This window comes from Falsibacillus pallidus (genome assembly GCF_003350505.1).
Taxonomy (GTDB): Bacteria; Bacillota; Bacilli; order Bacillales; family DSM-25281; genus Falsibacillus; species Falsibacillus pallidus.
This window is the reverse complement of the sequence record NZ_QQAY01000003.1, coordinates 84,749-106,724: the sequence shown is the minus strand read 5'-3', so window position 1 is coordinate 106,724 and position 21,976 is coordinate 84,749. Positions and strand designations below refer to the sequence as shown.

The 21,976-nt window shown below is 39.8% G+C and carries 28 protein-coding genes and 1 pseudogene; 20 read left to right on the top strand and 9 right to left on the bottom strand.

All coding sequences use genetic code 11. The annotated features are described in order from the left end of the window. Positions 1 to 35 precede the first annotated feature (35 nt). Complete coding sequence (locus DFR59_RS07120; protein WP_114744945.1) at positions 36 to 824, bottom strand: ImmA/IrrE family metallo-endopeptidase; 789 nt, start codon at positions 822 to 824, stop codon at positions 36 to 38. Continuing rightward, complete coding sequence (locus DFR59_RS07115) at positions 825 to 1,226, bottom strand: helix-turn-helix domain-containing protein (RefSeq protein WP_114744944.1); 402 nt, start codon at positions 1,224 to 1,226, stop codon at positions 825 to 827. Positions 1,227 to 1,453: 227 nt separating this feature from the next. On the opposite strand from DFR59_RS07115, the gene DFR59_RS07110 reads away from it, so the two are divergent. From DFR59_RS07110 to DFR59_RS20510, 4 genes are all read left to right on the top strand, one after another. Beyond that, the gene (locus DFR59_RS07110) at positions 1,454 to 2,113 is read left to right on the top strand and encodes a hypothetical protein (protein WP_114744943.1); all 660 of its coding nucleotides are present in this window, start codon (positions 1,454 to 1,456) and stop codon (positions 2,111 to 2,113) included. 13 nt (positions 2,114 to 2,126) lie between these two features. After that, the gene (locus tag DFR59_RS20245; protein ID WP_170137271.1) at positions 2,127 to 2,297 is read left to right on the top strand and encodes a hypothetical protein; all 171 of its coding nucleotides are present in this window, start codon (positions 2,127 to 2,129) and stop codon (positions 2,295 to 2,297) included. A gap of 190 nt (positions 2,298 to 2,487) precedes the next feature. Beyond that, positions 2,488 to 3,318, top strand: a complete 831-nt coding sequence (locus tag DFR59_RS07105; RefSeq protein WP_114744942.1) for a hypothetical protein — start codon at positions 2,488 to 2,490, stop codon at positions 3,316 to 3,318. 62 nt (positions 3,319 to 3,380) lie between these two features. Beyond that, positions 3,381 to 3,515 (top strand): hypothetical protein, encoded by a 135-nt coding sequence (locus DFR59_RS20510; protein ID WP_281269342.1) that lies wholly within the window; start codon positions 3,381 to 3,383, stop codon positions 3,513 to 3,515. A gap of 32 nt (positions 3,516 to 3,547) precedes the next feature. On the opposite strand, the gene DFR59_RS07100 is transcribed toward DFR59_RS20510, so the two are convergent. Together DFR59_RS07100 and DFR59_RS07095 are read right to left on the bottom strand one after the other, a co-directional pair. Beyond that, positions 3,548 to 3,967 carry a DnaA N-terminal domain-containing protein gene (locus DFR59_RS07100; RefSeq protein WP_114744941.1) on the bottom strand — a complete coding sequence of 140 codons (420 nt, stop codon included), beginning with the start codon at positions 3,965 to 3,967 and terminating at the stop codon, positions 3,548 to 3,550. Between the two features lie 184 nt (positions 3,968 to 4,151). Next, positions 4,152 to 4,349: pseudogene (locus DFR59_RS07095) on the bottom strand (RNA polymerase subunit sigma-70); the annotation flags it as partial. Between the two features lie 452 nt (positions 4,350 to 4,801). Between DFR59_RS07095 and DFR59_RS20505 the strand changes: the two are divergent. Further along, positions 4,802 to 4,936 (top strand): hypothetical protein, encoded by a 135-nt coding sequence (locus DFR59_RS20505; RefSeq protein ID WP_281269341.1) that lies wholly within the window; start codon positions 4,802 to 4,804, stop codon positions 4,934 to 4,936. A 328-nt stretch (positions 4,937 to 5,264) separates the two neighbouring features. Further along, complete coding sequence (locus tag DFR59_RS07090) at positions 5,265 to 7,046, top strand: M3 family oligoendopeptidase (protein ID WP_114744940.1); 1,782 nt, start codon at positions 5,265 to 5,267, stop codon at positions 7,044 to 7,046. A 33-nt stretch (positions 7,047 to 7,079) separates the two neighbouring features. Here DFR59_RS07090 and pssA read toward each other — a convergent pair whose 3' ends face one another. Beyond that, a complete protein-coding gene (gene pssA / locus DFR59_RS07085) occupies positions 7,080 to 7,619 on the bottom strand; it encodes a CDP-diacylglycerol--serine O-phosphatidyltransferase (RefSeq protein ID WP_114744939.1) in 540 nt (179 codons plus the stop codon). 126 nt (positions 7,620 to 7,745) lie between these two features. Here pssA and DFR59_RS07080 point away from each other — a divergent pair, with 126 nt between their 5' ends. Beyond that, the gene (locus tag DFR59_RS07080; RefSeq protein ID WP_114744938.1) at positions 7,746 to 8,543 is read left to right on the top strand and encodes a phosphatidylserine decarboxylase; all 798 of its coding nucleotides are present in this window, start codon (positions 7,746 to 7,748) and stop codon (positions 8,541 to 8,543) included. 47 nt (positions 8,544 to 8,590) lie between these two features. Here DFR59_RS07080 and sda read toward each other — a convergent pair whose 3' ends face one another. Next, positions 8,591 to 8,731: a sporulation histidine kinase inhibitor Sda gene (gene sda / locus DFR59_RS07075; protein ID WP_114744937.1), complete on the bottom strand. Its 141-nt coding sequence runs from the start codon at positions 8,729 to 8,731 to the stop codon at positions 8,591 to 8,593. A 346-nt stretch (positions 8,732 to 9,077) separates the two neighbouring features. On the opposite strand from sda, the gene DFR59_RS07070 reads away from it, so the two are divergent. The 8 genes from DFR59_RS07070 to DFR59_RS07035 all read left to right on the top strand — a co-directional run bounded on the left by DFR59_RS07070 (position 9,078) and on the right by DFR59_RS07035 (position 14,164). After that, complete coding sequence (locus DFR59_RS07070; RefSeq protein ID WP_114744936.1) at positions 9,078 to 9,599, top strand: YqeG family HAD IIIA-type phosphatase; 522 nt, start codon at positions 9,078 to 9,080, stop codon at positions 9,597 to 9,599. A gap of 2 nt (positions 9,600 to 9,601) precedes the next feature. After that, a complete protein-coding gene (yqeH, locus tag DFR59_RS07065; RefSeq protein WP_114745258.1) occupies positions 9,602 to 10,702 on the top strand; it encodes a ribosome biogenesis GTPase YqeH in 1,101 nt (366 codons plus the stop codon). Positions 10,703 to 10,783: 81 nt separating this feature from the next. Next, entirely contained in the window at positions 10,784 to 11,632 is an 849-nt protein-coding gene (gene aroE / locus DFR59_RS07060; protein ID WP_114744935.1) for a shikimate dehydrogenase, read from the top strand. Next, positions 11,619 to 11,909, top strand: coding sequence for a ribosome assembly RNA-binding protein YhbY (yhbY, locus tag DFR59_RS07055; RefSeq protein WP_114744934.1), 291 nt, complete (start codon positions 11,619 to 11,621; stop codon positions 11,907 to 11,909). Before aroE ends, yhbY begins: the two co-directional genes overlap by 14 nt. A 20-nt stretch (positions 11,910 to 11,929) precedes the next feature. Further along, the gene (locus tag DFR59_RS07050; protein ID WP_114744933.1) at positions 11,930 to 12,499 is read left to right on the top strand and encodes a nicotinate-nucleotide adenylyltransferase; all 570 of its coding nucleotides are present in this window, start codon (positions 11,930 to 11,932) and stop codon (positions 12,497 to 12,499) included. Next, positions 12,492 to 13,061, top strand: coding sequence for a bis(5'-nucleosyl)-tetraphosphatase (symmetrical) YqeK (gene yqeK, locus DFR59_RS07045; protein ID WP_114744932.1), 570 nt, complete (start codon positions 12,492 to 12,494; stop codon positions 13,059 to 13,061). Before DFR59_RS07050 ends, yqeK begins: the two co-directional genes overlap by 8 nt. Beyond that, positions 13,062 to 13,418, top strand: coding sequence for a ribosome silencing factor (gene rsfS, locus DFR59_RS07040; protein ID WP_114744931.1), 357 nt, complete (start codon positions 13,062 to 13,064; stop codon positions 13,416 to 13,418). It begins immediately after the preceding gene. Beyond that, a complete protein-coding gene (locus DFR59_RS07035; RefSeq protein WP_114744930.1) occupies positions 13,418 to 14,164 on the top strand; it encodes a class I SAM-dependent DNA methyltransferase in 747 nt (248 codons plus the stop codon). Before rsfS ends, DFR59_RS07035 begins: the two co-directional genes overlap by 1 nt. A gap of 89 nt (positions 14,165 to 14,253) precedes the next feature. Here the strand turns inward: DFR59_RS07035 and comER are convergent, their stop codons facing one another. Beyond that, positions 14,254 to 15,075, bottom strand: coding sequence for a late competence protein ComER (comER, locus tag DFR59_RS07030; protein WP_114744929.1), 822 nt, complete (start codon positions 15,073 to 15,075; stop codon positions 14,254 to 14,256). A gap of 43 nt (positions 15,076 to 15,118) precedes the next feature. On the opposite strand from comER, the gene DFR59_RS07025 reads away from it, so the two are divergent. From DFR59_RS07025 to DFR59_RS07015, 3 genes are all read left to right on the top strand, one after another. Continuing rightward, positions 15,119 to 15,778 carry a helix-hairpin-helix domain-containing protein gene (locus DFR59_RS07025; protein ID WP_114744928.1) on the top strand — a complete coding sequence of 220 codons (660 nt, stop codon included), beginning with the start codon at positions 15,119 to 15,121 and terminating at the stop codon, positions 15,776 to 15,778. Between the two features lie 61 nt (positions 15,779 to 15,839). Beyond that, positions 15,840 to 16,301, top strand: a complete 462-nt coding sequence (locus tag DFR59_RS07020; RefSeq protein WP_114744927.1) for a ComE operon protein 2 — start codon at positions 15,840 to 15,842, stop codon at positions 16,299 to 16,301. Beyond that, positions 16,301 to 18,595, top strand: a complete 2,295-nt coding sequence (locus DFR59_RS07015; protein WP_114744926.1) for a DNA internalization-related competence protein ComEC/Rec2 — start codon at positions 16,301 to 16,303, stop codon at positions 18,593 to 18,595. The genes DFR59_RS07020 and DFR59_RS07015 overlap by 1 nt, the downstream gene beginning before the upstream one ends. Before the next feature lie 62 nt (positions 18,596 to 18,657). On the opposite strand, the gene DFR59_RS07010 is transcribed toward DFR59_RS07015, so the two are convergent. Then, positions 18,658 to 18,792: a YqzM family protein gene (locus DFR59_RS07010; RefSeq protein WP_114744925.1), complete on the bottom strand. Its 135-nt coding sequence runs from the start codon at positions 18,790 to 18,792 to the stop codon at positions 18,658 to 18,660. 304 nt (positions 18,793 to 19,096) lie between these two features. Between DFR59_RS07010 and holA the strand changes: the two genes are divergently transcribed. After that, the gene (gene holA, locus DFR59_RS07005; RefSeq protein WP_114745257.1) at positions 19,097 to 20,122 is read left to right on the top strand and encodes a DNA polymerase III subunit delta; all 1,026 of its coding nucleotides are present in this window, start codon (positions 19,097 to 19,099) and stop codon (positions 20,120 to 20,122) included. A gap of 230 nt (positions 20,123 to 20,352) precedes the next feature. On the opposite strand, the gene rpsT is transcribed toward holA, so the two are convergent. Further along, complete coding sequence (gene rpsT, locus DFR59_RS07000) at positions 20,353 to 20,616, bottom strand: 30S ribosomal protein S20 (protein WP_114744924.1); 264 nt, start codon at positions 20,614 to 20,616, stop codon at positions 20,353 to 20,355. A gap of 209 nt (positions 20,617 to 20,825) precedes the next feature. On the opposite strand from rpsT, the gene gpr reads away from it, so the two are divergent. Then, positions 20,826 to 21,956 (top strand): GPR endopeptidase, encoded by a 1,131-nt coding sequence (gene gpr, locus DFR59_RS06995; protein ID WP_114744923.1) that lies wholly within the window; start codon positions 20,826 to 20,828, stop codon positions 21,954 to 21,956. Positions 21,957 to 21,976: the final 20 nt, after the last annotated feature.

Here is a 21,976-nt window from a genome sequence, read left to right as displayed (position 1 = left end):
ATTTATAATCTGCAAATTTGCTTGTTTTTTTATTTTTATATTAAATCAAAAACGATATAAGCTCGACCATTTATCCATACACCTTCTACATTTGCTTCCATTTGACTTCCTGAATAATATTGAATATAAGTATCTTCGAAAGAAAAGTATTCGTCAAAAGAATCTGATGTCGTCCAAATAGGGTGATCTTTAGGGATTGACGTTTCTTTTCTCAATTTATATGGCGTCCATTCAGAATTCCAAGCATTCTCAATTTTAATTTCTTTTGGTACTAATTTTAATAGAGGAAAAATATCAAAATCAGCTCGGCAAATAGCCAGGATACAAGAATGAGGAGCACATTCTGCTAACCGCCACATTGCGCTTTGCTTGGACAAGTGAAATTTTTCTTCAAGTTCGAACAATAAATGAATAGAAAAGCCGTGTTCATTAATTAATGCTTGGACCTCTTCTTTTGGAGCAGCGAATTCTATTGCACCCATATCACAAAGTCTTTCTTCAACCTTTCTAAATTCTTCATCATCTTCATATAAGTCGTTTAAATCAGAAAAGAATTCATCATCATGACGAAGTAGGTAATGGCAAATTTCGTGAAATAATGTGAAGCGTCTTCTTTGATCAAGTCTTACATTGTCATTTATTAAAATGACTTTTGTTTCTTCATCGAATGCCCCATCAACTTGTTGAAGTTTTCCGTTGTGAATGGTCAAACCCAATCTTTGTGCTACATCTTCAGGTGTTGTGAAACCTATTATATTGAAATCTTTTAATGTATTCTGTACCAGTTGTTCCATACGCTCTCTCAAATTCCGAGGAATATCCATTTACTCATCTCCTGGCAGCATTCTTTTTAAATACAAGTAGATCTCCTTCCATTCCAATGCTGTTTGAGGTTGTTTACCTCTTAATGAAATTCTGTTAAGAGAATAAAGATCTTCATCCGTAATGTGTTTTCCGATATCCGTATCGTCTTTTAATGCAAGTAAACTTTCAGGAATTAACTCTTCATCGTTATTAACTCCGTATCCTTCAACCCCTTCGGTTAAAGAAGAAACAGAAATTTTATAGATGCTGGCAAGTTTGTTAAGTGTTTTCACCGAAGGATTTGTTCTTCCACGTTCAAGATCTGATAAATAAGACACAGAAAGTCCTGTAGCATCTTTTAGTTGTGCAAGTGTTAATCCTGCTGATTTTCTAAGTGATTTTAAACGTTCTCCAAGTTTCATAAGTGATTCCTCCTACGCTCTCAGTGTAACATATTTTATTTTTTACGTTCAAGGCGTAAAAATGTATTGACTTATATTTTTCTACGTTTTATATTTATTTTAGAATAAAAAATTACGGTGACAGCGTAATTTATGAAATGGGCTGATGTTGAAAACGTAAAAACAGATAAAAATTGCTGCTCGTCGGACAAGTCATGTGATTATAAAATTATTAGGGGGAATTTCAAATGAAAATTCAATTACAAGATTTAACCGTATCAATTACTGGAACGTCTCGTTATAACGGAGGCAAATACGATATCGCACGAGTTGAAACATTACTTGTTACAACAGAACCGCTTCCAACTGAATGGTCATGGTATGTTCCAGCCGGAGTTTCCGTTCCACCAGAAGTATTAGCAATGTTTGATGCAACAGGTATTACAATGTTACCGACACTAGCAGAAAATGTGCTAAAAGGTACAGAAGATGTTCTGCAACAAGCTGAAGCAGAAAATCTTGAAGAAGTGAAGATGGATGCAGCGAAGCTATTATTGCGCACAGTGTTAAAGAAATCTACGCTTACTCCAATTCCAGATGCACCGAACACATATCATTTATCCTATGAGCACAAATTGTATCCGGTCAAAGGGAATCCAAAAGCATTTGATTACAAAATTACACTTCCGTTTGATGGGTTGCACTTAAACACAAGTGGTGGACGAGTTCAAGTGACGGTGTTAACTCCAATTGGAGCGCAAATCGATCAAAATGAAACTAAAGGTATTGATGAACAAAAAAGAGAAATTGCTGAACAAGTGGCACATTTGCAAAATAGCAATCGATTTGCCGTAAACTTCGGATACCAAATCGATCCTGACTTTACTATCCGTTATATTTATCAATAAGGGGGAATCAATTGTGGCTAAGAATGGACAACCAGGTAATGGTCGTATTGGAGCAGTAAAAGAACGATCACAGTTTAAAGGACCAAACGGAAATTGGGTTAAAAGAGATGCAGAAACCGGAAGATTTATGGACCAGAAAACAAGTAGCCCAAAGCCTTTTAAAGGCGTACGAAAAGAAAAGTAGGACTTTTAAAAAGCCCTACTCGAATGTTAGTTTTTTGCAGAAACTAACGACATGTAAAATGTAAACTAAAAATATCTTATCAAACAAAACGGTAAGAAACAATACGTTTTGGATGGTAAAATAAATCCATAGGGAGCTAGAATGCTCCCTTTTGGCATTGCTATTAACAAAATCTTGAGGAGAGAGTGCTTTGAATCGTGATAAAAGAAAAGATTTAAAAGAATCCGGGAAAGGACTTGCGCTTGAAACAGTCTTAACCGTTGGCAGTGATACGGCAGCAGACATTGCTAAAGAATCCATAACAAGCATTGTAGGCGATATGCTTGTTGATTCAGCAAGTTCGCTTATTCCTGGGGTTTCAGGAGCAGTGCAGGGGTATAAACGAGCTCGATTCGAAAGAAACATAAGAACTTTCACCGAAGAACTTCATTCAAAAATAGAAGAAATTAGGGTTAATTTAGAGCATAAAACGGATCAACAGAAAGAAAAAATTGATCAACTGTTTAATTTTGTAATGGATTACGTTATTGACGAACAACAAGAAGACAAGATTCAATATATGGTAAATGGGTTTGTTAACATCACAGAACATGAACAGGTATCCGATGATTTCATCCTCACATATTATGATGTGCTCAAAGAGCTCAGAATGGTCGATATTTCCGTTTTAAGGCTGATGTACTCCTCGCGTTTTATATTTGATCAAGAAGCCCGAGAAACGTTTCATGATGTAATGGAAAGGCATGGAATTAGCTACGAGCAATATGAATCAGTTAGAAGAAATTTACTTCGTATTGGACTACTTACAACAAAAACTGATTTAAATATAACAGATGACCTTGATGAGATTGTGAAGAAATTCAAGGAATTACATACTTACCTAGACAAACTGACAAATCCAAGATATAAAGGGTCGTTACCTAAGCTAAAAGAGCCGAAATTGAAGTCCAAGGAGAACTTAGAGATGTCTAAGTTCGGACGTGATTTTGTTCGATTTTTCCTTGACTTAGATAAAGAATAATTCACCTTAGCTCGTCATAGGACAACCATATCACCTCATACATTGTCATGAGGTGATTAAGATTGGCAAAGCAACTAGAATTCGTCTATCACCCAAGCAATGACGAAATCGATGAGGAGAAAGTGAGAGAGGTACAACAGAAGATCGTTGCCTTCCTTGTCGAGAAAGCAATACAAAAAGCCACTAATGCAAGTTAGTGGCTTTTTGTATTGTGATTTATCTATACCTATTAACCTGCATCCTCACATAATAATTTAACTTCGATATCATCATGAAGGATGGTTGAAAAATTATCAGTTATCAACCGAGCAAATTGTCTACGAATCCAGTGGACAGCAAATTGATTCGGAACGTTAATAAAGGCTTTGTTTTCTACTATTGCTTGTATGGTTAAATGTTCAATCCAAATTTCAAAATCAACAGATGTCATTTGATCTTTAAGTAGTTCCCGGATATCGTACCAAGTTCTTTGGATAAATCGATTGTAATCATCATCTTCATGAAAACCATCCGAGTTATTACTGTGATTAGCGATATCTGTTAAGTATTGCAGTTCCTCTTCTTTTTGCTCAATTATCTCATCTAAAGTATAGAAGATATCTTTTAATAAACTGATTTCGGTAACTAAATTTATTCTTTTATTTTCCATTATATATACCCACCTTATTGTAATAGTGCTTGTCCAATTTATCGAAACAAAATATCTAAAATATGAAAGTTATCGTTATCAATTATTATTTTATTAAATCTGCCTGATTTTCTTAAAGTAAAGTTTGCTCTAACCCTATATGTAATGGGGTTTTCCATACATTGCTTTATGTTCATATTGTGTTGACGATATGGGCGACCAGGCGGAGATTATGTTCGATCAGCAAATTTCTTGCTTCTTCATCGCCTTCCGCCATCAATCGCAGATATTTGCGTTCTTCACTGGCTGTCAGCGGCTGTGGGAAGGCATTGTTTTTTACATAGGAAACTAAAAATACAAGTTCTTTCAGAAAATAACCCAGTGCAGTAAGGATTCCAGCCAATCTACTCACCCCTAAATCAGGACTATTGCCTATAAATCATGATTATGATTTGGAGTGGTGGTTCGTGCAGGTCCAAGAAAATCTTTTGTTTGAAAAATGGTTGAGAGGTATCTGTCAAAGGTGAGAATCAAGAGGATTTGACTGCTTTTTATTGCTTATGGATGATGTGATCTTTCCTTTGCCATTACAATGAGGACATGTTTTCTTCAAAAAACCGAAAGAAGGGATCGTTCCCTGTCCCTTGCATTTTTTGCAGATGCCGACAATTTTCAACGTTTAAAGCCTCCTTTTCAGATTGATTACGTGGAATGTCAATATGTTTATTATATCATATTTCTCATAATTATTAATGTTCAGAAAACTGTTTAGCAATTGATTGAATATCCATGAACAGCCTATACATATTTGTCTTGCCTTTCATAAACTATCTAAAAAGAAGGAGGTGGGCAATCATGTATTATGGTTGGCCAGCGCCCGGCTGCTATTATGGTGTACCCTTTTATGGAGGGGCATATCTGGCATTGGCAATTGTCCTTTTAGTGCTGCTTTTGATTTTTGGCGGCTGGTGGTACTTCACATGCTGTTAAGTAGAAGGGACCGCGAAAATTGAATGATAATGGGAGCCATTTTTCTTCTGCTGTAAGCTGGGAAGAGAAGAATGGCTTTTTTTGTCTAGGAATATATAAAATATTTATTTGGGGATAGCTTGGAAAGGAGTTATTCGACGTCCAGTTCCAGCGCCTAGCCCCTCGAGATCATAAGCCGTACCTCTACGGAAATCAGGATTTCCTTCGAGTTCCGTCTTATGCTTGTCGGGGCTGACCAAGGTCGTTTGCACTTTTGTTGGTCAAATTATTAGAATTTTTCAATAAGTAAAGTTATAATGAAGACATTGCATATAAAGGGGGAGTTTAAGTGAGTACAAGTACATATTCATTAAAGTGGGATCTGGATGTCTTCTTTTCAGGTGGAAGCGGATCCCAAGAGTTTCGTTCGCATTTGGAATCGCTCGATCAACTGCTTACAGAATTCAATCGTTCTGTGTCTGACTGGGAAATGCCTTCAAGCGGATATGAAGCAGAGAATTTGGTGGGAATCATTGATTTGTTCCAGCAGACGGGGACAAAAATGAGGCAGGCAGGCGCATTTGTCAGCTGTCTTCAGGCGCAGGATACATCTGATACAGGAGCGAATGAACTGAGAGGAAAAGTTGCCCTCTTAAGTTCACGATTCCAAACTGTCCTGACACTTTTAGATGATAAATTGAAGAAAATCAATGATGATGTATGGAATGAATTATTAGACCATGAAGAGCTTAAAGAACTTCGTTTTGTACTTAATGAAAGAAGAGAAGAAGCAGCCAAGAAACTACCTCGTGAACAGGAAGCCTTGATCAACGCACTTAATGTAGACGGCTACCACGGATGGGGCGAAATGTACGATGCGATTGTAAGCAAAATCAAGGTGCAGCTCGGGGAAGATGAGCTTTCAGTCGGGCAGGCTGCCAATAAGTTTTCCCATAAAGACCGTGAAGTAAGGAAAGAAGTATTCAACAACTGGGAAAAGGCATGGGGGAATCAAGCTGATCTGCTTTCAAATACGCTGAATCATTTAGCAGGCTTCAGACTATCCGTTTATAAACAGCGCGGCTGGGATGAAGTCCTTCAAGAGCCTCTTCAATACAATCGTATGAAAAAAGAAACGCTTGATGCGATGTGGTCTGTCATTGCAGATCATAAAGAACCATTTGTACGCTACTTAAAGCGAAAAGCAGATTTAATCGGTGTGGATAAATTAAGCTGGTATGACCTAGATGCCCCTGTGGGTGAAACGGATTCCGCCCTTTCCTATCAAGAAGGAGCTGAATTCATTACAGAGCAGTTTCAGAAATTTGGGAAAGAGCTGTCCCAATTCACCAATACAGCATTTGAAGATAGCTGGATTGAAGCGGAAGACAGGCCAGGAAAGCGACCGGGCGGATTCTGTACATTCTTCCCTGAAAGCAAGCAATCTCGTATTTTCATGACATACTCAGGGACGCCTTCGAATGTGTCCACACTGGCACACGAACTCGGGCATGCCTTCCATTCCTTTGCTTTGAAAGAAGTCCATCCATTGAATCGGAACTATGCAATGAACGTGGCAGAGACAGCTTCTACTTTTGCAGAAATGATTGTCGCCGATGCCGCTGTCAAAAATGCTAATTCCGAGGAAGAGCGGCTTGCGCTTTTAGAAGATAAAGTTCAGCGCAGCGTGGCATTGCTTATGAATATCCATGCCCGCTACCTATTTGAAACTCGTTTTTATGAAGAGCGCAAGAATGGTCCAGTCAACAAAGACCGCCTGAATGAATTGATGGAAACGGCACAAAAAGAGGCATATGGCGATGGTCTTGAGGAATATCATCCATTATTCTGGGCATCAAAACTCCATTTCTTCATTACTGGGGTGCCATTCTACAACTTCCCATATACATTTGGCTTCCTATTCTCTCTTGGAATCTATGCAAAAGCATTGGAAGAAGGAGAGGGGTATGAAGAAAAATATATGGCCCTACTGAAAGATACAGGGTCCATGACAGTTGAAGACTTGGCCATGAAACACCTGAATGTAGATTTAACTAAGAAAGACTTCTGGGAAAAAGGTGTACAATTATGCATCGATGACGTAGAAGAATTCTTATCGCTTACAAAGTGATAAATAAAAATCCGGCTCCTGGGAGCCGGATTTTTACATTTTCTTAAATTTAAAAGAAGCGATCATCAAGAAAGATAAAGCAATCATGATAAACAAATATAAGTGCGATGGAATTAATGGGTTAAATAAATAAGCCAGGGTTGCAAGACAGCCTGCTGCTGTGATCGGCAGTCCGGTAAAGTAGCCATTGCTTTCAGTGACATTGAATCTAGCAAGCCTGAATGCTCCGCATGACATATAGAAAACGGTAAAAAATAACCCCGGGAACCCGAAAGAATGGAGGATTCCTTGGTATAATAACAACGCAGGTGCAACTCCGAAGGAAATCACATCACTCATGGAATCAAGCTGCTTCCCCAATTCGGATTCAATATTGAGCTTTCTGGCTGCCATCCCATCAAAACGGTCCGCTAAAGCTGCGACAAAAATCAGGACCACACTTAAATTAAGCTGTCCCTGTGTTGCGGCTAAAATGGCGAATCCACCTAGACTCATGTTGGTCAGTGTAAGAAGATTAGCAGTTTGTGATTTGATTTTTTTTAAGGTTTGGTCGACCACATGTGAAAAAAACAAATGAATCACTCCTTAATATAAACAAAAGGAATCAAACTAATGATATATATTGTATAATAATATTTTATTATATGCTTATTATGCCTAAATGTTAAGAGGTATTTGAAGATTTATGGGGGGAAACACTTGAAATCGTTGTTATATCGGAGTTTTATTGAATTGACGAATGGCCGTGTGACATCTGGAATCATTAAATCTTTTGCCGAATCAAAAATGAGCAGGCGAGTTGTCCCGTCTTTTGCAAAATGGTACGGAATCAATCAGGAAGAAATGGGTGATTCAATTTCATCCTATCCTACTTTAAAAGACTTTTTCATTCGAGAGCTAAAACAGGGTGCAAGAAAGATAGATGCAGGGGAAAATACCATCGTAAGTCCGGTGGATGCGGTCATTGAAGACGTTGGGGACATTTCTCAAAATAGTGAATTCAAAGTAAAGGGCAAAAACTATTCATTAAAGGAAATGTTTGGGAACCGTGGTGTAGAGGAAAAATATATTGGAGGGGTCTTTATGGTCCTTTATTTAAGTCCTTCACATTATCATCGGATCCACAGCCCTGTAGACGGGAGGGTCGCTGAACAGTACACATTGGGGAAGAAATCATTTCCAGTCAATAAAATGGGGATGAAGCATGGAAAATCCACCTTGGCAAAGAATTACCGCTGTATTACGGAGCTGGATACCAAATACGGTCATGTAGCAGTGGCAAAAGTAGGAGCCATGTTTATCAATTCAATCGAATTGACGCACCAAGGAGACTTTTGGAGAAAAGGGCAGGGTGTTGCTTATTTCTCATTTGGCTCAACGGTTGTGCTGTTCTTTGAAAAAGATGTGTTTGAAAAGAGGACACCCCTTCAAGTCCCTTATGATATTCAAATGGGGGAAGTCATCGGGTATTATAAAAAAGCAAAAAACTCTATCTAAAAACAAAAATTCCCCAATGCATTGGGGAAGTCATAAAAAGCATCCTATTAAGAGGAAACTTTTATTTTATTGGTCAATGTTCTGCGGCTTATTTCTAACTCAATGAGGCGAATGAAGTCTGGACTTAGCTTCAACTCTTTTGCTTTATGATAGGATTCGATCAATAATTCATCTGAAAGCTTTCTCATAATATTCACCTCCAAAATGGTGTTCTATAATTGACGTTAATTCATATATATGTAAGTTACTCTCGGTATACCCTACTCTATCAGAGATAAACTGCTGGAACAAGCGTTCTGTTATCCACAACGAAAAGTGGATAAGTTGTGATTAACCTGTTCATAAAATCTGGAAATATTACCATATCGCTGTGATTTTTGTGAATAGATTTATCCACATTGATGGACAATGTTGGATAATGTCGAAAAATAATTAGAATGATAATATAAAACATAAGAAATCGTAGAATTCATTTTGAAAGTGCAAAGAAAATTGGTTATGATAGAAAGGTTAAATGAATAAGAGGTGTAAACATTGCTGAAACAATTTTTGCCTAACGAACAGGTCAAAAGCATATTTGAAATCACCCCTGATGAATTGAAAAGAAGGGGAATAAAAGGAATCATTACAGACTTGGATAATACCCTTGTAGAATGGGATCGTCCAAACGCAACACCAAAATTAATTCAATGGTTCAAAAAAATGGAAGAAAACGGAATCGCTGTAACCATTGTTTCAAATAATAACCAAAGCCGCGTCAAGGCTTTTGCCGATCCCCTGCATCTTCCATTTATTTTTCAAGCGCGCAAGCCGATGGGCAGAGCGTTTAAAAGGGCTTTAAAAAGCATGGGCCTAAAAAAAGAAGAGACAGTTGTGATCGGTGATCAGCTTTTAACTGACGTATTCGGGGGAAACAGGTCTGGTTTTTACACCATCCTTGTGGTCCCTGTTGCAAAATCGGATGGATTCTTTACGAAATTCAATCGTCAGATCGAGCGCAGGATCATGAACTGGTTCAAACGAAAAGGAATGATTGATTGGGAGGAAGGTTCTTGAGCATGAATGAATTACAATGTGTAGGCTGCGGAGTTGCCATCCAGACTACGGATAAAGAGGGTTTAGGATACGCTCCGCCGTCATCACTTGAGAAAGAAAAAATAATCTGCCAGCGATGCTTTAAATTGAAGCATTACAATGAAGTTCAGGATGTTTCATTGACAGATGATGATTTTCTAAAAATATTGAATGAAATCGGCCGTACAGACAGCTTGATTGTAAAAATAGTTGATATTTTTGACTTCAATGGCAGCTGGCTTCCGGGTCTCCATCGTTTTGTGGGGAATAATCCTATTTTATTAATCGGGAATAAAGTTGATCTGCTTCCGAAATCGGTCAAGCCTGCAAAGCTTATTCAGTGGATGAAGCATGAAGCGAAGGAGCTTGGATTGAAGCCGATCGACGTCCTCCTTGTAAGTGCAGGAAAAGGAAACTTTATTAAGGAAGCAGTCGATGCCATTGAACAATATCGCAATGGTAAGGATGTTTATGTAGTCGGATGTACGAATGTAGGAAAATCCACATTTATCAACCGTATCATCAAGGAAGTTGCCGGCGAAGAAGATGTCATTACGACATCGCATTTCCCTGGTACCACTCTTGATATGATTGAGATTCCTTTGGACGATGGACATGACTTAATTGATACTCCAGGAATCATCAACCACCATCAAATGGCTCATTTCGTTGATAAAACGGACTTGAAGATCATTACTCCAAAGAAGGAAATCAAACCTAGGGTATTCCAGCTGAATGAGGAGCAAACGCTGTTCTTTGGAGGATTGGGACGATTTGATTATATTTCCGGTGGACGCCGTTCCTTTACTTGCTATTTATCCAATGAGTTGAACATCCATAGGACGAAATTGGAAAATGCTGATGAGTTATATGAAAGACATGCAGGCGATATGCTTCAGCCTCCTAACAAAGAAGGCATGGATGAATTTCCTGAGATGGTCAGATATGAGTTTTCTGTTAAAGAAGGAAAAATGGATGTCGTATTTTCCGGACTCGGATGGGTGACCATCAATGAACCTGGTGCAAGGGTTGCTGCCCATGTTCCAAAGGGTGTTCAGGTATTATTAAGGAAATCCTTGATTTAAAAATGATGCAGCGGGGGACGGACCTGGTCCTCCGTTGTTCATTTCCGTCAAAATTCCTTTAGTGACCAGAGGAGGGGTATGATGGAAAAGCTATTTGGAGTAATCGGAGATCCGATTGGACACTCCCTTTCCCCTGCAATGCACAATGCGGTTTTTGCTTCTCTCAATATGAAGGCTCACTACCATCCGTTTCATATAAAGAAAGAGTCATTGGGAAAAAGCGTGTCAGGCATGAAAGAATTGGGGATAGCGGGATTCAACGTTACGGTCCCACATAAATCTTCAATCATCGAATTTCTGGATGAAATCGATCCTTTGGCTGAAGCCATTGGGGCAGTCAATACAGTCGTTAATGAAAAGGGCAGGCTAAAAGGCTACAATACAGATGGATTAGGGTTTGTTGAAGCTTTGAAATCGGAATGGAAACAGGATCTGAGTAATGAGGATGTATTGATTATCGGTGCCGGGGGAGCAGCCAAAGCCATCTACTATACGTTGGCATCCTTGGGCATAAAGCATATATCCATTGCCAATCGCAATATAGAAAATGGAAAGGCGCTTATCAGCCGGTGTCCATTTGAAGTAACGTCAAATGTCTGGAGTCTCGAAGAAGCATCTTTTATCCTGAATGAATTTTCGCTGGTGATCCAGACCACCCCTATTGGGATGGCCCCTTCTACGGAGCAAACACCATTGGATAGTTCAAAGTTGAGGAAGGATGCATTTGTTTCTGATATTATTTACAATCCTTTTGAAACAAAATTCCTTTCAGCAGCCAAGTCTCAAGGAGCCCTGATCCAAAATGGACTTGGGATGTTTGTCAACCAGGGCGCCGTTGCATTTAAATTATGGACCGGGATTCAGCCGGATACAAAATTAATGAAAAAAGTAGTTTTAGATCTACTAGGAGGTTCTTATGCTAACAGGTAAACAAAAAAGATTTCTACGTGCAAAAGCACATCATTTGAATCCGATTTTCCAAGTGGGAAAAGGCGGAGTAAATGAAAATATGATTAAACAAATCAGTGAAGCACTGGAAGCGAGGGAGCTTATAAAAGTCAGCATCCTGCAAAATTGCGACGAGGATAAGGATATGGTCGCAGAAGCGTTTGTAAAAGGCACCAAAGCCAATCTTGTTCAAATCATAGGCAATATCATTGTTCTTTACAAAGAATCAAAAGAAAATAAACAAATTCAGCTGCCATAATCGTAAAAGGTGGTTTTCTTATGCAGAAACGAGTGGGATTGCTGGGAGGGACTTTCAATCCTCCCCACTTAGGCCATTTGATCATTGCCAATGAAATCATTCATGCATTGTCGCTGGATGAGATCCGGTTCATGCCGAATCAAGAGCCGCCTCATAAAAATCCTTCCCCGTCTATCACATCTCAACACAGGGTGGAAATGCTGGAATTGGCAATCAAGGATGTCCCTTCATTTAAAGTAGAGAAAATAGAACTTGAACGAAAAGGGAAATCATATACCTATGAGACCATCCAGTATTTGAAGAAACGTGAGCCGGAGACCGATTTTTATTTTATTATCGGAGCGGATATGATTGAATATCTTCCTAAATGGCATAAAATTGATGAGCTGACCCAAATGATACAATTTGTAGGGGTTAACAGGCCAAGGTATTCCCAGCTATCGGAGTACCCTGTTTTACTTGTGGAAACACCGGACGTTGATATTTCCTCTACAATGATCCGAACCCGTTTGCGTGAGGGTAAAAGCGTCCGCTTTCTCGTGCCGGATGATGTCATAAAGTATATGGAGGATCAGCGATTATATGAATAAGAAGGAAATGCTCGCACTTGTGAAAACCAAGATGACCGAACATCGTTATGTGCACACATTGGGGGTTGTACAAACTTCCATCGATTTAGCCGAAAGGTTCGGTGCAGATGTCGAAAAAGCGGAAATTGCTGCGATATTTCATGACTATGCCAAGTTCCGTCCAAAAGATGAAATGCGGGATATCATAACATCGCAGAAAATGGATCCAAGGCTTCTCGAACATAATGAGGAGTTATGGCACGCGCCTGTAGGGGCTTATTTAGTGAAAAGCGAAGCAGGAATTGATGATGCAGAGATTTTGGATGCTATTCGCTATCATACTTCAGGCAGGAAAAATATGACCCTGCTTGAAAAAGTGGTGTATTTAGCCGATTATATAGAACCTGGCAGGCACTTCCAGGGAGTTGAAGAAGTCCGGGAGTTGGCAAAATCCGATTTAAATGGTGCTTTGATTCAATCAATCAAGAATACCATCACATTTTTAATGAAACGAAACCAGGCTGTATTTCCAGATACAGTCGATACTTATAATGATTTGATAAATAGAAAGGCAGGAGTTTGAATGAGCAATAATACAGAATTGTTATATGCTGCAGTAAAAGCAGCTGATGATAAGCGTGCAGAAGATATCGTGGCGTTAAATATGCAGGGGATATCCCTTTTATCCGATTACTTTGTGATCTGCCACGGGAATTCAGATAAACAGGTACAGGCCATTGCACGTGAAATTAAAGAAAAAGCTGAAGAATTGGGTTATGAAGTTAAAAAAATGGAAGGCTTTAATGAAGCCAGATGGGTCCTGGTCGACCTTGGAGATGTAGTGGCTCATGTTTTCCATCATGAAGAAAGAAGCTACTATAACCTTGAACGCTTATGGGGAGATGCCCCAGTTGTCGATTTTCAAGGTGAATTGAGTTAATGAGCTATAACCGCTTCGCTTATGTTTATGATTTTTTGATGAAGGACATGCCATATGATAAATGGCTTCAGATGGTTCAGGATTTCAAAGAGTCATTTGGGATACAAGGAAAGAAGGTCCTTGATCTTGGCTGCGGCACAGGCGAACTGACTGTCGGATTGGCAGAATTGGGCTATGACGTCACTGGTGTTGATCTATCAGATGATATGCTGATGGTTGCAAGGGAAAAAGCGGATAAAGCAGGTGTCAGAATCCAATTATTCCAACAGGATATGTCCAAAATCGAAGAATTGGGTACGTATGATATCATCACGATATTCTGCGACTCCTTATGCTATTTAACAGATGAAGAGGATATAAAAAATACGTTTGAGAAGGCTAATGAACATTTAAAACCAGGCGGCCTACTTTTATTCGATGTCCACTCGATCTATAAAATGTCACAGATTTTTATGAATCAGACATTTTCCTTGAACGAAGAGGAAGTTTCATATATTTGGAGCTGTTTTCCAGGAGAAAAGCCAAATTCGGTTGAACACGACTTGACATTTTTTGTGCAGGAAGATGATTCTGATCTTTATTCACGGTTTGATGAGTTTCACACACAAAGGACTTATCCCATACATCAATTGGAAAATTGGCTGAGAGAAGCAGGGTTTGCTATTAAAGAAATTCAGGGTGATTTTTCCGGTTCCCGATATACGGATGAAAGTGAACGCATTTTCTTTATCAATCAGAAAATCTAATAAAAGAACACGGCTCACAAAAGAGCCGTGTTCTTTCACTTTTTTAAAGGGATTTATTCATATGCGTCGAATATGGATGTGTAGTGCTTTTAAACTCCGAATTGCCTCTTTGTTCGTTCCAGATCTTCATCGAATTTTGCATGAGTGGCTTGAAAAAGTCCATGAAAGACGTCTCCCAATCCCTGTTCCAGCACTTTTATTCCTTCTCCTGTAATCCCGCCTTTTACACATACCTTTTCCTGAAGTGTGGGGAGGGTATAAAAACCTTTCTTCAGTAACTCCCCAAGCCCGATAAGCATTTCTCCTGAAAGGATAGTGGCTTTCTCCTTATCTATTTCCGTTTCTTGAACTGCTGCATCAATGAATCTTTGTGTGAGATAACTGAAAAATGCAGGCCCGCAGCTTACGATATCGGATGAAACACGCGTAATGGCTTCCTCAATCATAACGGGTGAAGAAATGAATGAAAATAGATTGTAGATAGCATCTTTCCACTTTTCCTCGCATTGCTTACCGAAAGTCAGCAGCGATACACCGGCCAATGCACGATTGGTAATACTCGGAATGGCTCTGATGCATGAAGCGGATACCTTTGATTCCAATTGGGGCACTGATACAGGGCTTGTGATGGATACAAGGCACTTCTCTCGAGTAAATAATGAAGCGTGTTTATCAAGTATAGGATAGATATCCAGCGGTTTTACGCAGATGAAAATGACATCTGAGTTTGTTATGGTCTCTGCAATCCCTGAACAAACTTGTACTTCTGGGTATTTTGTCTGCAATCTTCTGGCTTTTTCAAGTGTCCGGTTTGTCACTGATACCTCAGAAGGTGAAACGGCTTCCCCCTCGAGGAATGCTTCTGCCAAGATACTGCCCATATTCCCAGTTCCGATCATTCCTATTTTCAAGATGCACCCCCCTTTCCTTTAACAAACGGCCTCATAAAACCTTATGAACGAAAAAATCCAAATATTCATGGACAAAGCGGCGAACATTTCACATGAGTTGATGTCGTACAAAAAGATTTTAGCAGTATTGATCACTCTTTCTCTTTTAGCGGTCATCGCCTTCCATTTTATAAATTCTGATGAAACAAAAGTGAAGAGTGGAATTTTAGAGGAGGTAAATACAGAAAACATAGAAGAGATCCATGATGAGAAGCAAAAGGAAGGAGAAGTTGAAAAGGTGTTAATTGCAGCGGATATTAAAGGCGCTGTGAAAAAACCGGGATTATATTATATAGAGCCAGGGGCAAGAGTGCTTGGTTTGATCGAGAAAGCGGGAGGTTTTTTAGAGGATGCTGATCAGACTCAAATAAATCTTGCTGAAATCATACAGGATGAAATGATGATATACGTCCCATTGAAAGGGGAAGTGAAGAAGGAAGACATAGGCGTCCCCGGGAGTGGACATAGCAATGGAAGAATCAGTTTGAACAAAGCAACCATTGAAGAACTGCAGCAGCTTCCTGGCATCGGTCCGGGTAAAGCGAAGTTGATTATTGAATATAGACAAGAGTCCGGGATGTTCAAAAAGTTAGAGGACTTGAAGAATGTGTCGGGAATAGGGGATAAGACATATGAAAAAATTGCAGATTTAATTTCTTTATAATGCATTGCAATCAATTCGAAAATCGATACACTTAAATTGAGATGACAAAGGAGAGGATTGCATGGACAGAATTTCGTGGAATGAGTATTTTATGGCGCAAAGCCACCTATTAGCAATGAGAAGTACATGTACAAGGCTTTCTGTAGGTGCAACGATTGTCCGGGATAAACGGATCATTGCTGGCGGCTACAATGGTTCTATAGCAGGCGGAGACCATTGCATCGACCAAGGATGCTACGTAATCGACAATCATTGTGTACGTACCATACATGCAGAGATGAATGCACTTTTACAATGTGCCAAGTTTGGGGTCCCAACAGAAAAGGCAGAGATCTATGTGACTCATTTCCCTTGTCTGCAATGCTGTAAGGCCATCATTCAAGCGGGCATCAAAACGATCTATTATTCCATGGATTACAAAAATCATCCATATGCGATGGAATTATTCGGACAAGCAGGGGTTGATGTCATCCATGTACCAATGAATTTAAAAGAAGATGCGCGTGAGCTGTTTGGGATTTAATGTTTAAAGGCCATCTATTTTTCTATGCTTATTCAGGTGCAGCGGGAATTGCGGCTGCCTTTGATTGTTTTGCAGCATCAGCCTTAATCATATGCCATCTGATTTGGCTTTTGGTGCGAATCAAAAACAAAGCAGCCGTCTTTCTCTGTTCCGCATCCTTCATCCTTTTTCTTTCAATAGGCTTATTGAACATTGCCTCCAACACTACTGAATTCTCAATAAAAGACACACACTTTAATATTTCACTTCTAACACTTCCTCAATTTGATGGCGATTTGATGACGGCATCTGCATCCACTGAGACAGGGGAACACTTTATTGTCCGCTATACGATTTCCTCTCCTGAAGAGAAAGATGCACTCATTCACGGCCTCCTTCCCAATAAGCTCTGCCCTGTTTCAGGAAGGCTGGAATCTCCCTCTGTACATCGAAACTTCAATTCCTTTGATTATCACTCCTATTTAGAAACAAAAAAAATCCATTGGATCTTGGTTCCGGAGAAAATTGAGCTGAGAAGCTGCGTAAAAAAGAGCTCCTTCAACGGTTATATTCTAAGTTGGAGAAGCTATCTGCTCAATCAGATTGATACTCACTTTTCTGCTCATTCTTCTATGTACATAAAAGCCTTGCTTCTCGGAGAAAGAGGGGCTATTCCAGATGATCTCTTACAAACCTTCAGACAATTGGGGATTGTGCATTTATTGGCTATCTCAGGCCTGCATGTAGGATTGATTGCTGCCGGAACTTATATCGTTTTGCTGCGGACCGGATTCTCCAGGGAGTGGTCCATGCTCATTTTAGCAGCGGCCTTGCCCATTTATGGATTTCTGACAGGTGGAAATCCCCCTGTCATGAGGGCAGTGGTATTATTTCTCTTTCTGCTTCTATCTAAAAGCTTTCCCCGTATTATGTCGACACTGGATTCAATAAGTGCAGCAGCATTGCTGTTTATGGCGTTGAATCCTTATCTGCTTTTTGATATAGGCTTTCAGCTTTCATATGCCGTTTGTTTTTCCCTAGGTTTATCAAAGGGGATATTTAAAAGGACAGCTGGGAAATTTTTTGGGGAAATGCTGGCTGTGACGGCTGTCTGCCAATCCACATCCATCCCCATTATTCTTTATCATTTTTACGAAATATCCTTAGCTGGATACCTCGCCAATAGTTTTTTTGTCCCCTTATTTTCTGTATTAATCATTCCGATTTCCATGCTTTTGTTTTTACTCTCCTTCATTCCTCATTTTCCTATCAGGGGATTAGATGTACTGTTTTCATCATTTATTGAATATATGGAACGGGCTGCTGATCAAATGGCCAAGCTGCCCTTTGCTGTTCTAACTTCAGGGAAACCAAATTCAGTTGAACTGGTAATTATTTTATTGGCAGTATTCATTGCATTATTCTTGCTGGAATCCGGTAATTGGAAGAGCTATTGTGTGTTTACCATCCTTTTATTCTCCGTGCTTAAGCTGCTGCCATATATCAGTCCGTTTGGCAGCATCACATTTATCGATATTGGCCAGGGTGACAGTATACTGATTGACCTTCCATTCCGAAAAGGAGTGTATTTGATCGATACAGGCGGGCAGATTTCCTTTCCGAAAGATGAATGGCAGCAGAGGGATCAATCTTTTTCAATTGCAGAGGATATATTATCCCCTTATCTAAAAAGCAAAGGCATTACCAAACTTGATGGACTCATTCTCACTCATAGTGATAATGATCATATCGGAGCCGCTTTAAAATTGTTGGATGAGGTTCGAGTGAAGAAGATTTTTATTTCTCCGCATTCGTGGGAAAAGCCGATTATGATGGAGATTGTCAAAAAAGCGGACAAAAAGGGGATCCCCATTGTAGAAATAACGAATATCTACGAATTGTATGCATCCGGTGCAAGCTTTACCATCATTCCTCCAGAGGATGAGGTATATGAAGGGAACGATGACTCTCTGATTTTATTCGCACGTGCAGGAGGGAAAACCTGGCTCTTTACAGGGGATTTGGAGAAGAAAGGGGAAAAAGAGTTAATGAAGCGCTATCACTTGCAGGCTGATATTTTGAAGATTGGCCACCATGGCAGCAAGACATCGACTTCTGAGGAATTCTTGGAAGAAGTAGAGCCTTCTGTGGCTGTCATTTCAGTGGGAAAAGATAATCGCTATGGCCATCCGTCTCAGGAAGTCCTGGAGAGGCTGAAGGAAAGAGGGGTGAAAATTTGGAGGACAGACAGGGACGGAGCAGTGGAATTTCGGTTTTACGGCAAGCATGGAACCTTTACAAGCGTTATCCCATAGGATATAGAAATGAAAAAGAGAGCCTGCTGTGAGGCCCTCTTCTAAGGGATTATACCTGTTCATTAAGAACCAATATATTTAATGACAGTGGCAATAATGAACATAACCGTAAAGAAACCGAATGATACACCGAAACCGACGCCGGATTCTACTGCGTCATTTGTTTTTGATTGCACGTTCTTTTCAAACTCGTTCACAAGTACCCCTCCTATTTCCATTTTAGTATAGCCGATTCCAATTAAAAAATCTACAATTCCTCGTTCTTTTTCCTATGCTGACAAGAGTTGTCACCTATAGAAATCGCCTTGACGGTGACAATAAATTTAAGGAGATCAATCGTCTCTGTGTAAGCTTCCTAGGCCTTACCCATGGACGTTCATTATAAATTCAGGGATTGGATGCCGATGGGTGCCAGTCCCTGCTCTTGTGTCTTGTCAAATGCGTGATCTATCTTTACCATAGAAATAGGTAAAGATTTAACGGATCGGAGCGGATATGAACGTGGTAATGGATTTATGGAGAAAAATAGAAAAAAAGCAATTTTCCCGATTGTACTTATTATATGGAACTGAAAGTTTTTTACTCAATGAAACGAAAATGAAGCTCTTGGAACATGTATTGGATGAAGAAGAAATGGACTTTAACTTCGCTTCTTATGATTTGGAAGAAACTCCGATCGAAGCAGTAATTGAAGACGCGGAAACATTACCTTTTATGGGTGAGCAGCGTTTATTGTTCTTAAATAACCCAGTATTCCTTACTGCTGAAAAGACTAAAGAAAAGGTAGAACATAATCTGGCCGTTCTTGAAGCCTATTTGAAAGAGCCTGCACCTTTTACCATACTCGTTTTCATCGCTCCATACGAAAAATTGGACGAGCGTAAGAAAATGACCAAGCTTCTAAAAAAGGAAGCAGAAGTACTTGAAGCAAAAAAGCTGTCTGAGGCAGACATCAAAATTTGGATCAGAAATAAAGCAGCAGGCAATGGAGTACAAATCGATGAAGAAGCAATTGAGATGCTGCTCGTTCTGGCAGGGACAAATTTGATGATGATTTCCAGTGAAATTGATAAATTATCCTTATATGCCGGAGATACGAAACATATTGATTTAAAGACGGTCGAGAACTTGACAGCAAGGTCTTTGGAGCAAAATATTTTCACATTGGTGGAGATGGTGGTCAAAAGAGATATTGAAGGGGCTTTGAGGATTTATTATGATTTGCTTAAACAGAATGAGGAACCGATCAAAATCCTTTCCATATTATCAGGGCAATTCAGGCTGCTGTATCAAGTGAAAGAATTATCACGTAAAGGATACGGCCAGCAGCAAATTGCCACGACTATCAAAGTGCATCCTTATAGAGTTAAGCTGGCAGCCGGGCAATCGAGACTTTTCAGCGATGAAGAATTAGGAAGAATCATGGATCTTTTGGCAGATGCCGACTATCAAATGAAGACGGGCGGACTTAAAAAAGAAATGATTATCGAAATGTTCTTTTTCCGCCTTCATCAGCCTATAGCATAAATACAAAAAAGTTCTGCTTTACGGCAGAACTTTTTTTAATAGATAAGAAAGTATAAAAAAACAGAGTGAATCTCTGTCCAGCTTCAGCGCCCAGCCCCTCGAGTCATAAGCCGGACCTCTACGGAAATCAGGATTTCCTTCGAGTTCCGTCTTATGCTTGTCGGGGCTTAGCAGGGCGCTTCCGCTTTTCTAACAAAAAAACGGCCAACATAGTTGGCCGTTTTAACGCATTATGCAGTTGCTGCGTTTAATTTTTTCATCAAACGAGCTTTTGTACGGTCTGCTGCATTTTTATGGATGATGCCTTTTTGAGCAGCTTTATCAAGATGTTTAACAGCAGTTGAAAGAAGTTCTTTCGCATTGCTATCGTTGTTCGCAGCAGCTGCTTCGAATTTCTTGACAGCAGTACGCATAGCAGATTTAACTGTTACATTTTGTGCATTGCTCGCATTACTTGTTTTCACGCGTTTAATTGCAGATTTAATATTTGCCATTCCCGTTCACCTCCTAATGCACGATCGAGGTTCTATAAATACTCGACTTCACTATCAATTCCTAAACATTAAGAACAAGTGATATTTTATCAAACGCAGTGCCAGAATGCAATACTCAAAAAGGAAAAACCCATTTACTTGAATGAAGGGAATACTGGAAGGAAAGGATAGAAAATAATAGTAATGCATACTACACAGGGGTGATAGCCGTGAATGAAGAACAATTCGATTATGATAAATACTCTGTCAGGACTGATTTAGCGGTAGAAGCAAGGGAAATGGTTTTGGCAGAAAAGGCAAAAAAGAATAATCAGGATGCAGCGAATCTCTCAGATATCCAAGGTGTCATTATCCATGAAAAGGAAATGGATGGAATTAAAATCTCTCAAGTTGAAATTACCCCCGAAGGCGAAGAGACCATCGGGAAAAAAGCAGGGAATTATTTGACATTGGAGGCTGCTGGAATCCGTGAAGAAGATACGGAGCTTCAGCAGAAAGTCCAGAATATTTTCAGCAATGAATTCAGCGGTTTCATAGAAAAAGCGGGCATCCCCAAAAATGCAAGCTGCCTGATTGTCGGGCTGGGCAATTGGAATGTGACTCCTGATGCACTCGGGCCAAAGGTTTGTGAGAACGTCATTGTCACAAAGCATTTATTTGAACTCCAGCCTGAATCCGTATCGGAAGGCTATCGTCCAGTCAGTGCCATTGCACCAGGCGTCATGGGGCTGACGGGGATAGAAACGAGCGATATTATTTTCGGCATCACGAAAGAATCAAAACCTGACTTTATCATTGCCATTGATGCACTGGCATCCAGATCGGTAGAGAGGGTCAATTCTACTATTCAAATATCCGATGCAGGCATCAATCCGGGGTCGGGTGTAGGTAATAAGAGAAAAGGACTTGATAAAGCAACGCTCGGTGTCCCGGTTATCGCGATCGGTGTTCCGACAGTTGTGGATGCAGTGACCATTACCAGTGATACGATTGACTATCTTTTAAAACATTTTGGAAAGGAAATGAAAGAAGGAGACAGGCCATCAAGATCGCTTGCGCCAGCAGGGATGACATTTGGAGAGAAGAGGAAATTGACCGATGAAGACCTCCCTCAGGTGGAGCATCGCAAAACTTTTCTGGGCATAATCGGGACTCTTGAAGAGCAGGAAAAAAGAAAATTGATTCATGAAGTCCTTGCTCCGATCGGGCATAACTTAATGGTGACCCCTAAAGAAGTGGATGTATTCATTGAGGATATGGCAAATCTTATTGCAAACGGATTGAACGCTGCTTTGCACGATGCAGTCAATCAAGAGGATTCCGGATTTAAGACAAGATAGGGTCTCAATATGTGTTCTAC

Excerpts from the sequence above, each read along its gene's own strand:
- DFR59_RS07110 (WP_114744943.1), top strand. The coding sequence starts at position 1,454 with ATGAAAATTCAATTACAAGATTTAACCGTATCAATTACTGGAACGTCT.
- DFR59_RS07015 (WP_114744926.1), top strand. The coding sequence starts at position 16,301 with ATGTTTAAAGGCCATCTATTTTTCTATGCTTATTCAGGTGCAGCGGGA.
- rpsT (WP_114744924.1), bottom strand. The coding sequence starts at position 20,616 with ATGGCAAATATTAAATCTGCAATTAAACGCGTGAAAACAAGTAATGCG.
- DFR59_RS07020 (WP_114744927.1), top strand. The coding sequence starts at position 15,840 with ATGGACAGAATTTCGTGGAATGAGTATTTTATGGCGCAAAGCCACCTA.
- sda (WP_114744937.1), bottom strand. The coding sequence starts at position 8,731 with ATGAGAAAGCTTTCAGATGAATTATTGATCGAATCCTATCATAAAGCA.
- DFR59_RS20505 (WP_281269341.1), top strand. The coding sequence starts at position 4,802 with ATGTATTATGGTTGGCCAGCGCCCGGCTGCTATTATGGTGTACCCTTT.
- DFR59_RS07025 (WP_114744928.1), top strand. The coding sequence starts at position 15,119 with ATGAACGAAAAAATCCAAATATTCATGGACAAAGCGGCGAACATTTCA.
- DFR59_RS07100 (WP_114744941.1), bottom strand. The coding sequence starts at position 3,967 with ATGGAAAATAAAAGAATAAATTTAGTTACCGAAATCAGTTTATTAAAA.
- DFR59_RS07050 (WP_114744933.1), top strand. The coding sequence starts at position 11,930 with ATGCAGAAACGAGTGGGATTGCTGGGAGGGACTTTCAATCCTCCCCAC.
- yqeH (WP_114745258.1), top strand. The coding sequence starts at position 9,602 with ATGAATGAATTACAATGTGTAGGCTGCGGAGTTGCCATCCAGACTACG.
- DFR59_RS07115 (WP_114744944.1), bottom strand. The coding sequence starts at position 1,226 with ATGAAACTTGGAGAACGTTTAAAATCACTTAGAAAATCAGCAGGATTA.
- DFR59_RS07120 (WP_114744945.1), bottom strand. The coding sequence starts at position 824 with ATGGATATTCCTCGGAATTTGAGAGAGCGTATGGAACAACTGGTACAG.
- rsfS (WP_114744931.1), top strand. The coding sequence starts at position 13,062 with ATGAGCAATAATACAGAATTGTTATATGCTGCAGTAAAAGCAGCTGAT.
- aroE (WP_114744935.1), top strand. The coding sequence starts at position 10,784 with ATGGAAAAGCTATTTGGAGTAATCGGAGATCCGATTGGACACTCCCTT.
- yhbY (WP_114744934.1), top strand. The coding sequence starts at position 11,619 with ATGCTAACAGGTAAACAAAAAAGATTTCTACGTGCAAAAGCACATCAT.
- yqeK (WP_114744932.1), top strand. The coding sequence starts at position 12,492 with ATGAATAAGAAGGAAATGCTCGCACTTGTGAAAACCAAGATGACCGAA.
- DFR59_RS07035 (WP_114744930.1), top strand. The coding sequence starts at position 13,418 with ATGAGCTATAACCGCTTCGCTTATGTTTATGATTTTTTGATGAAGGAC.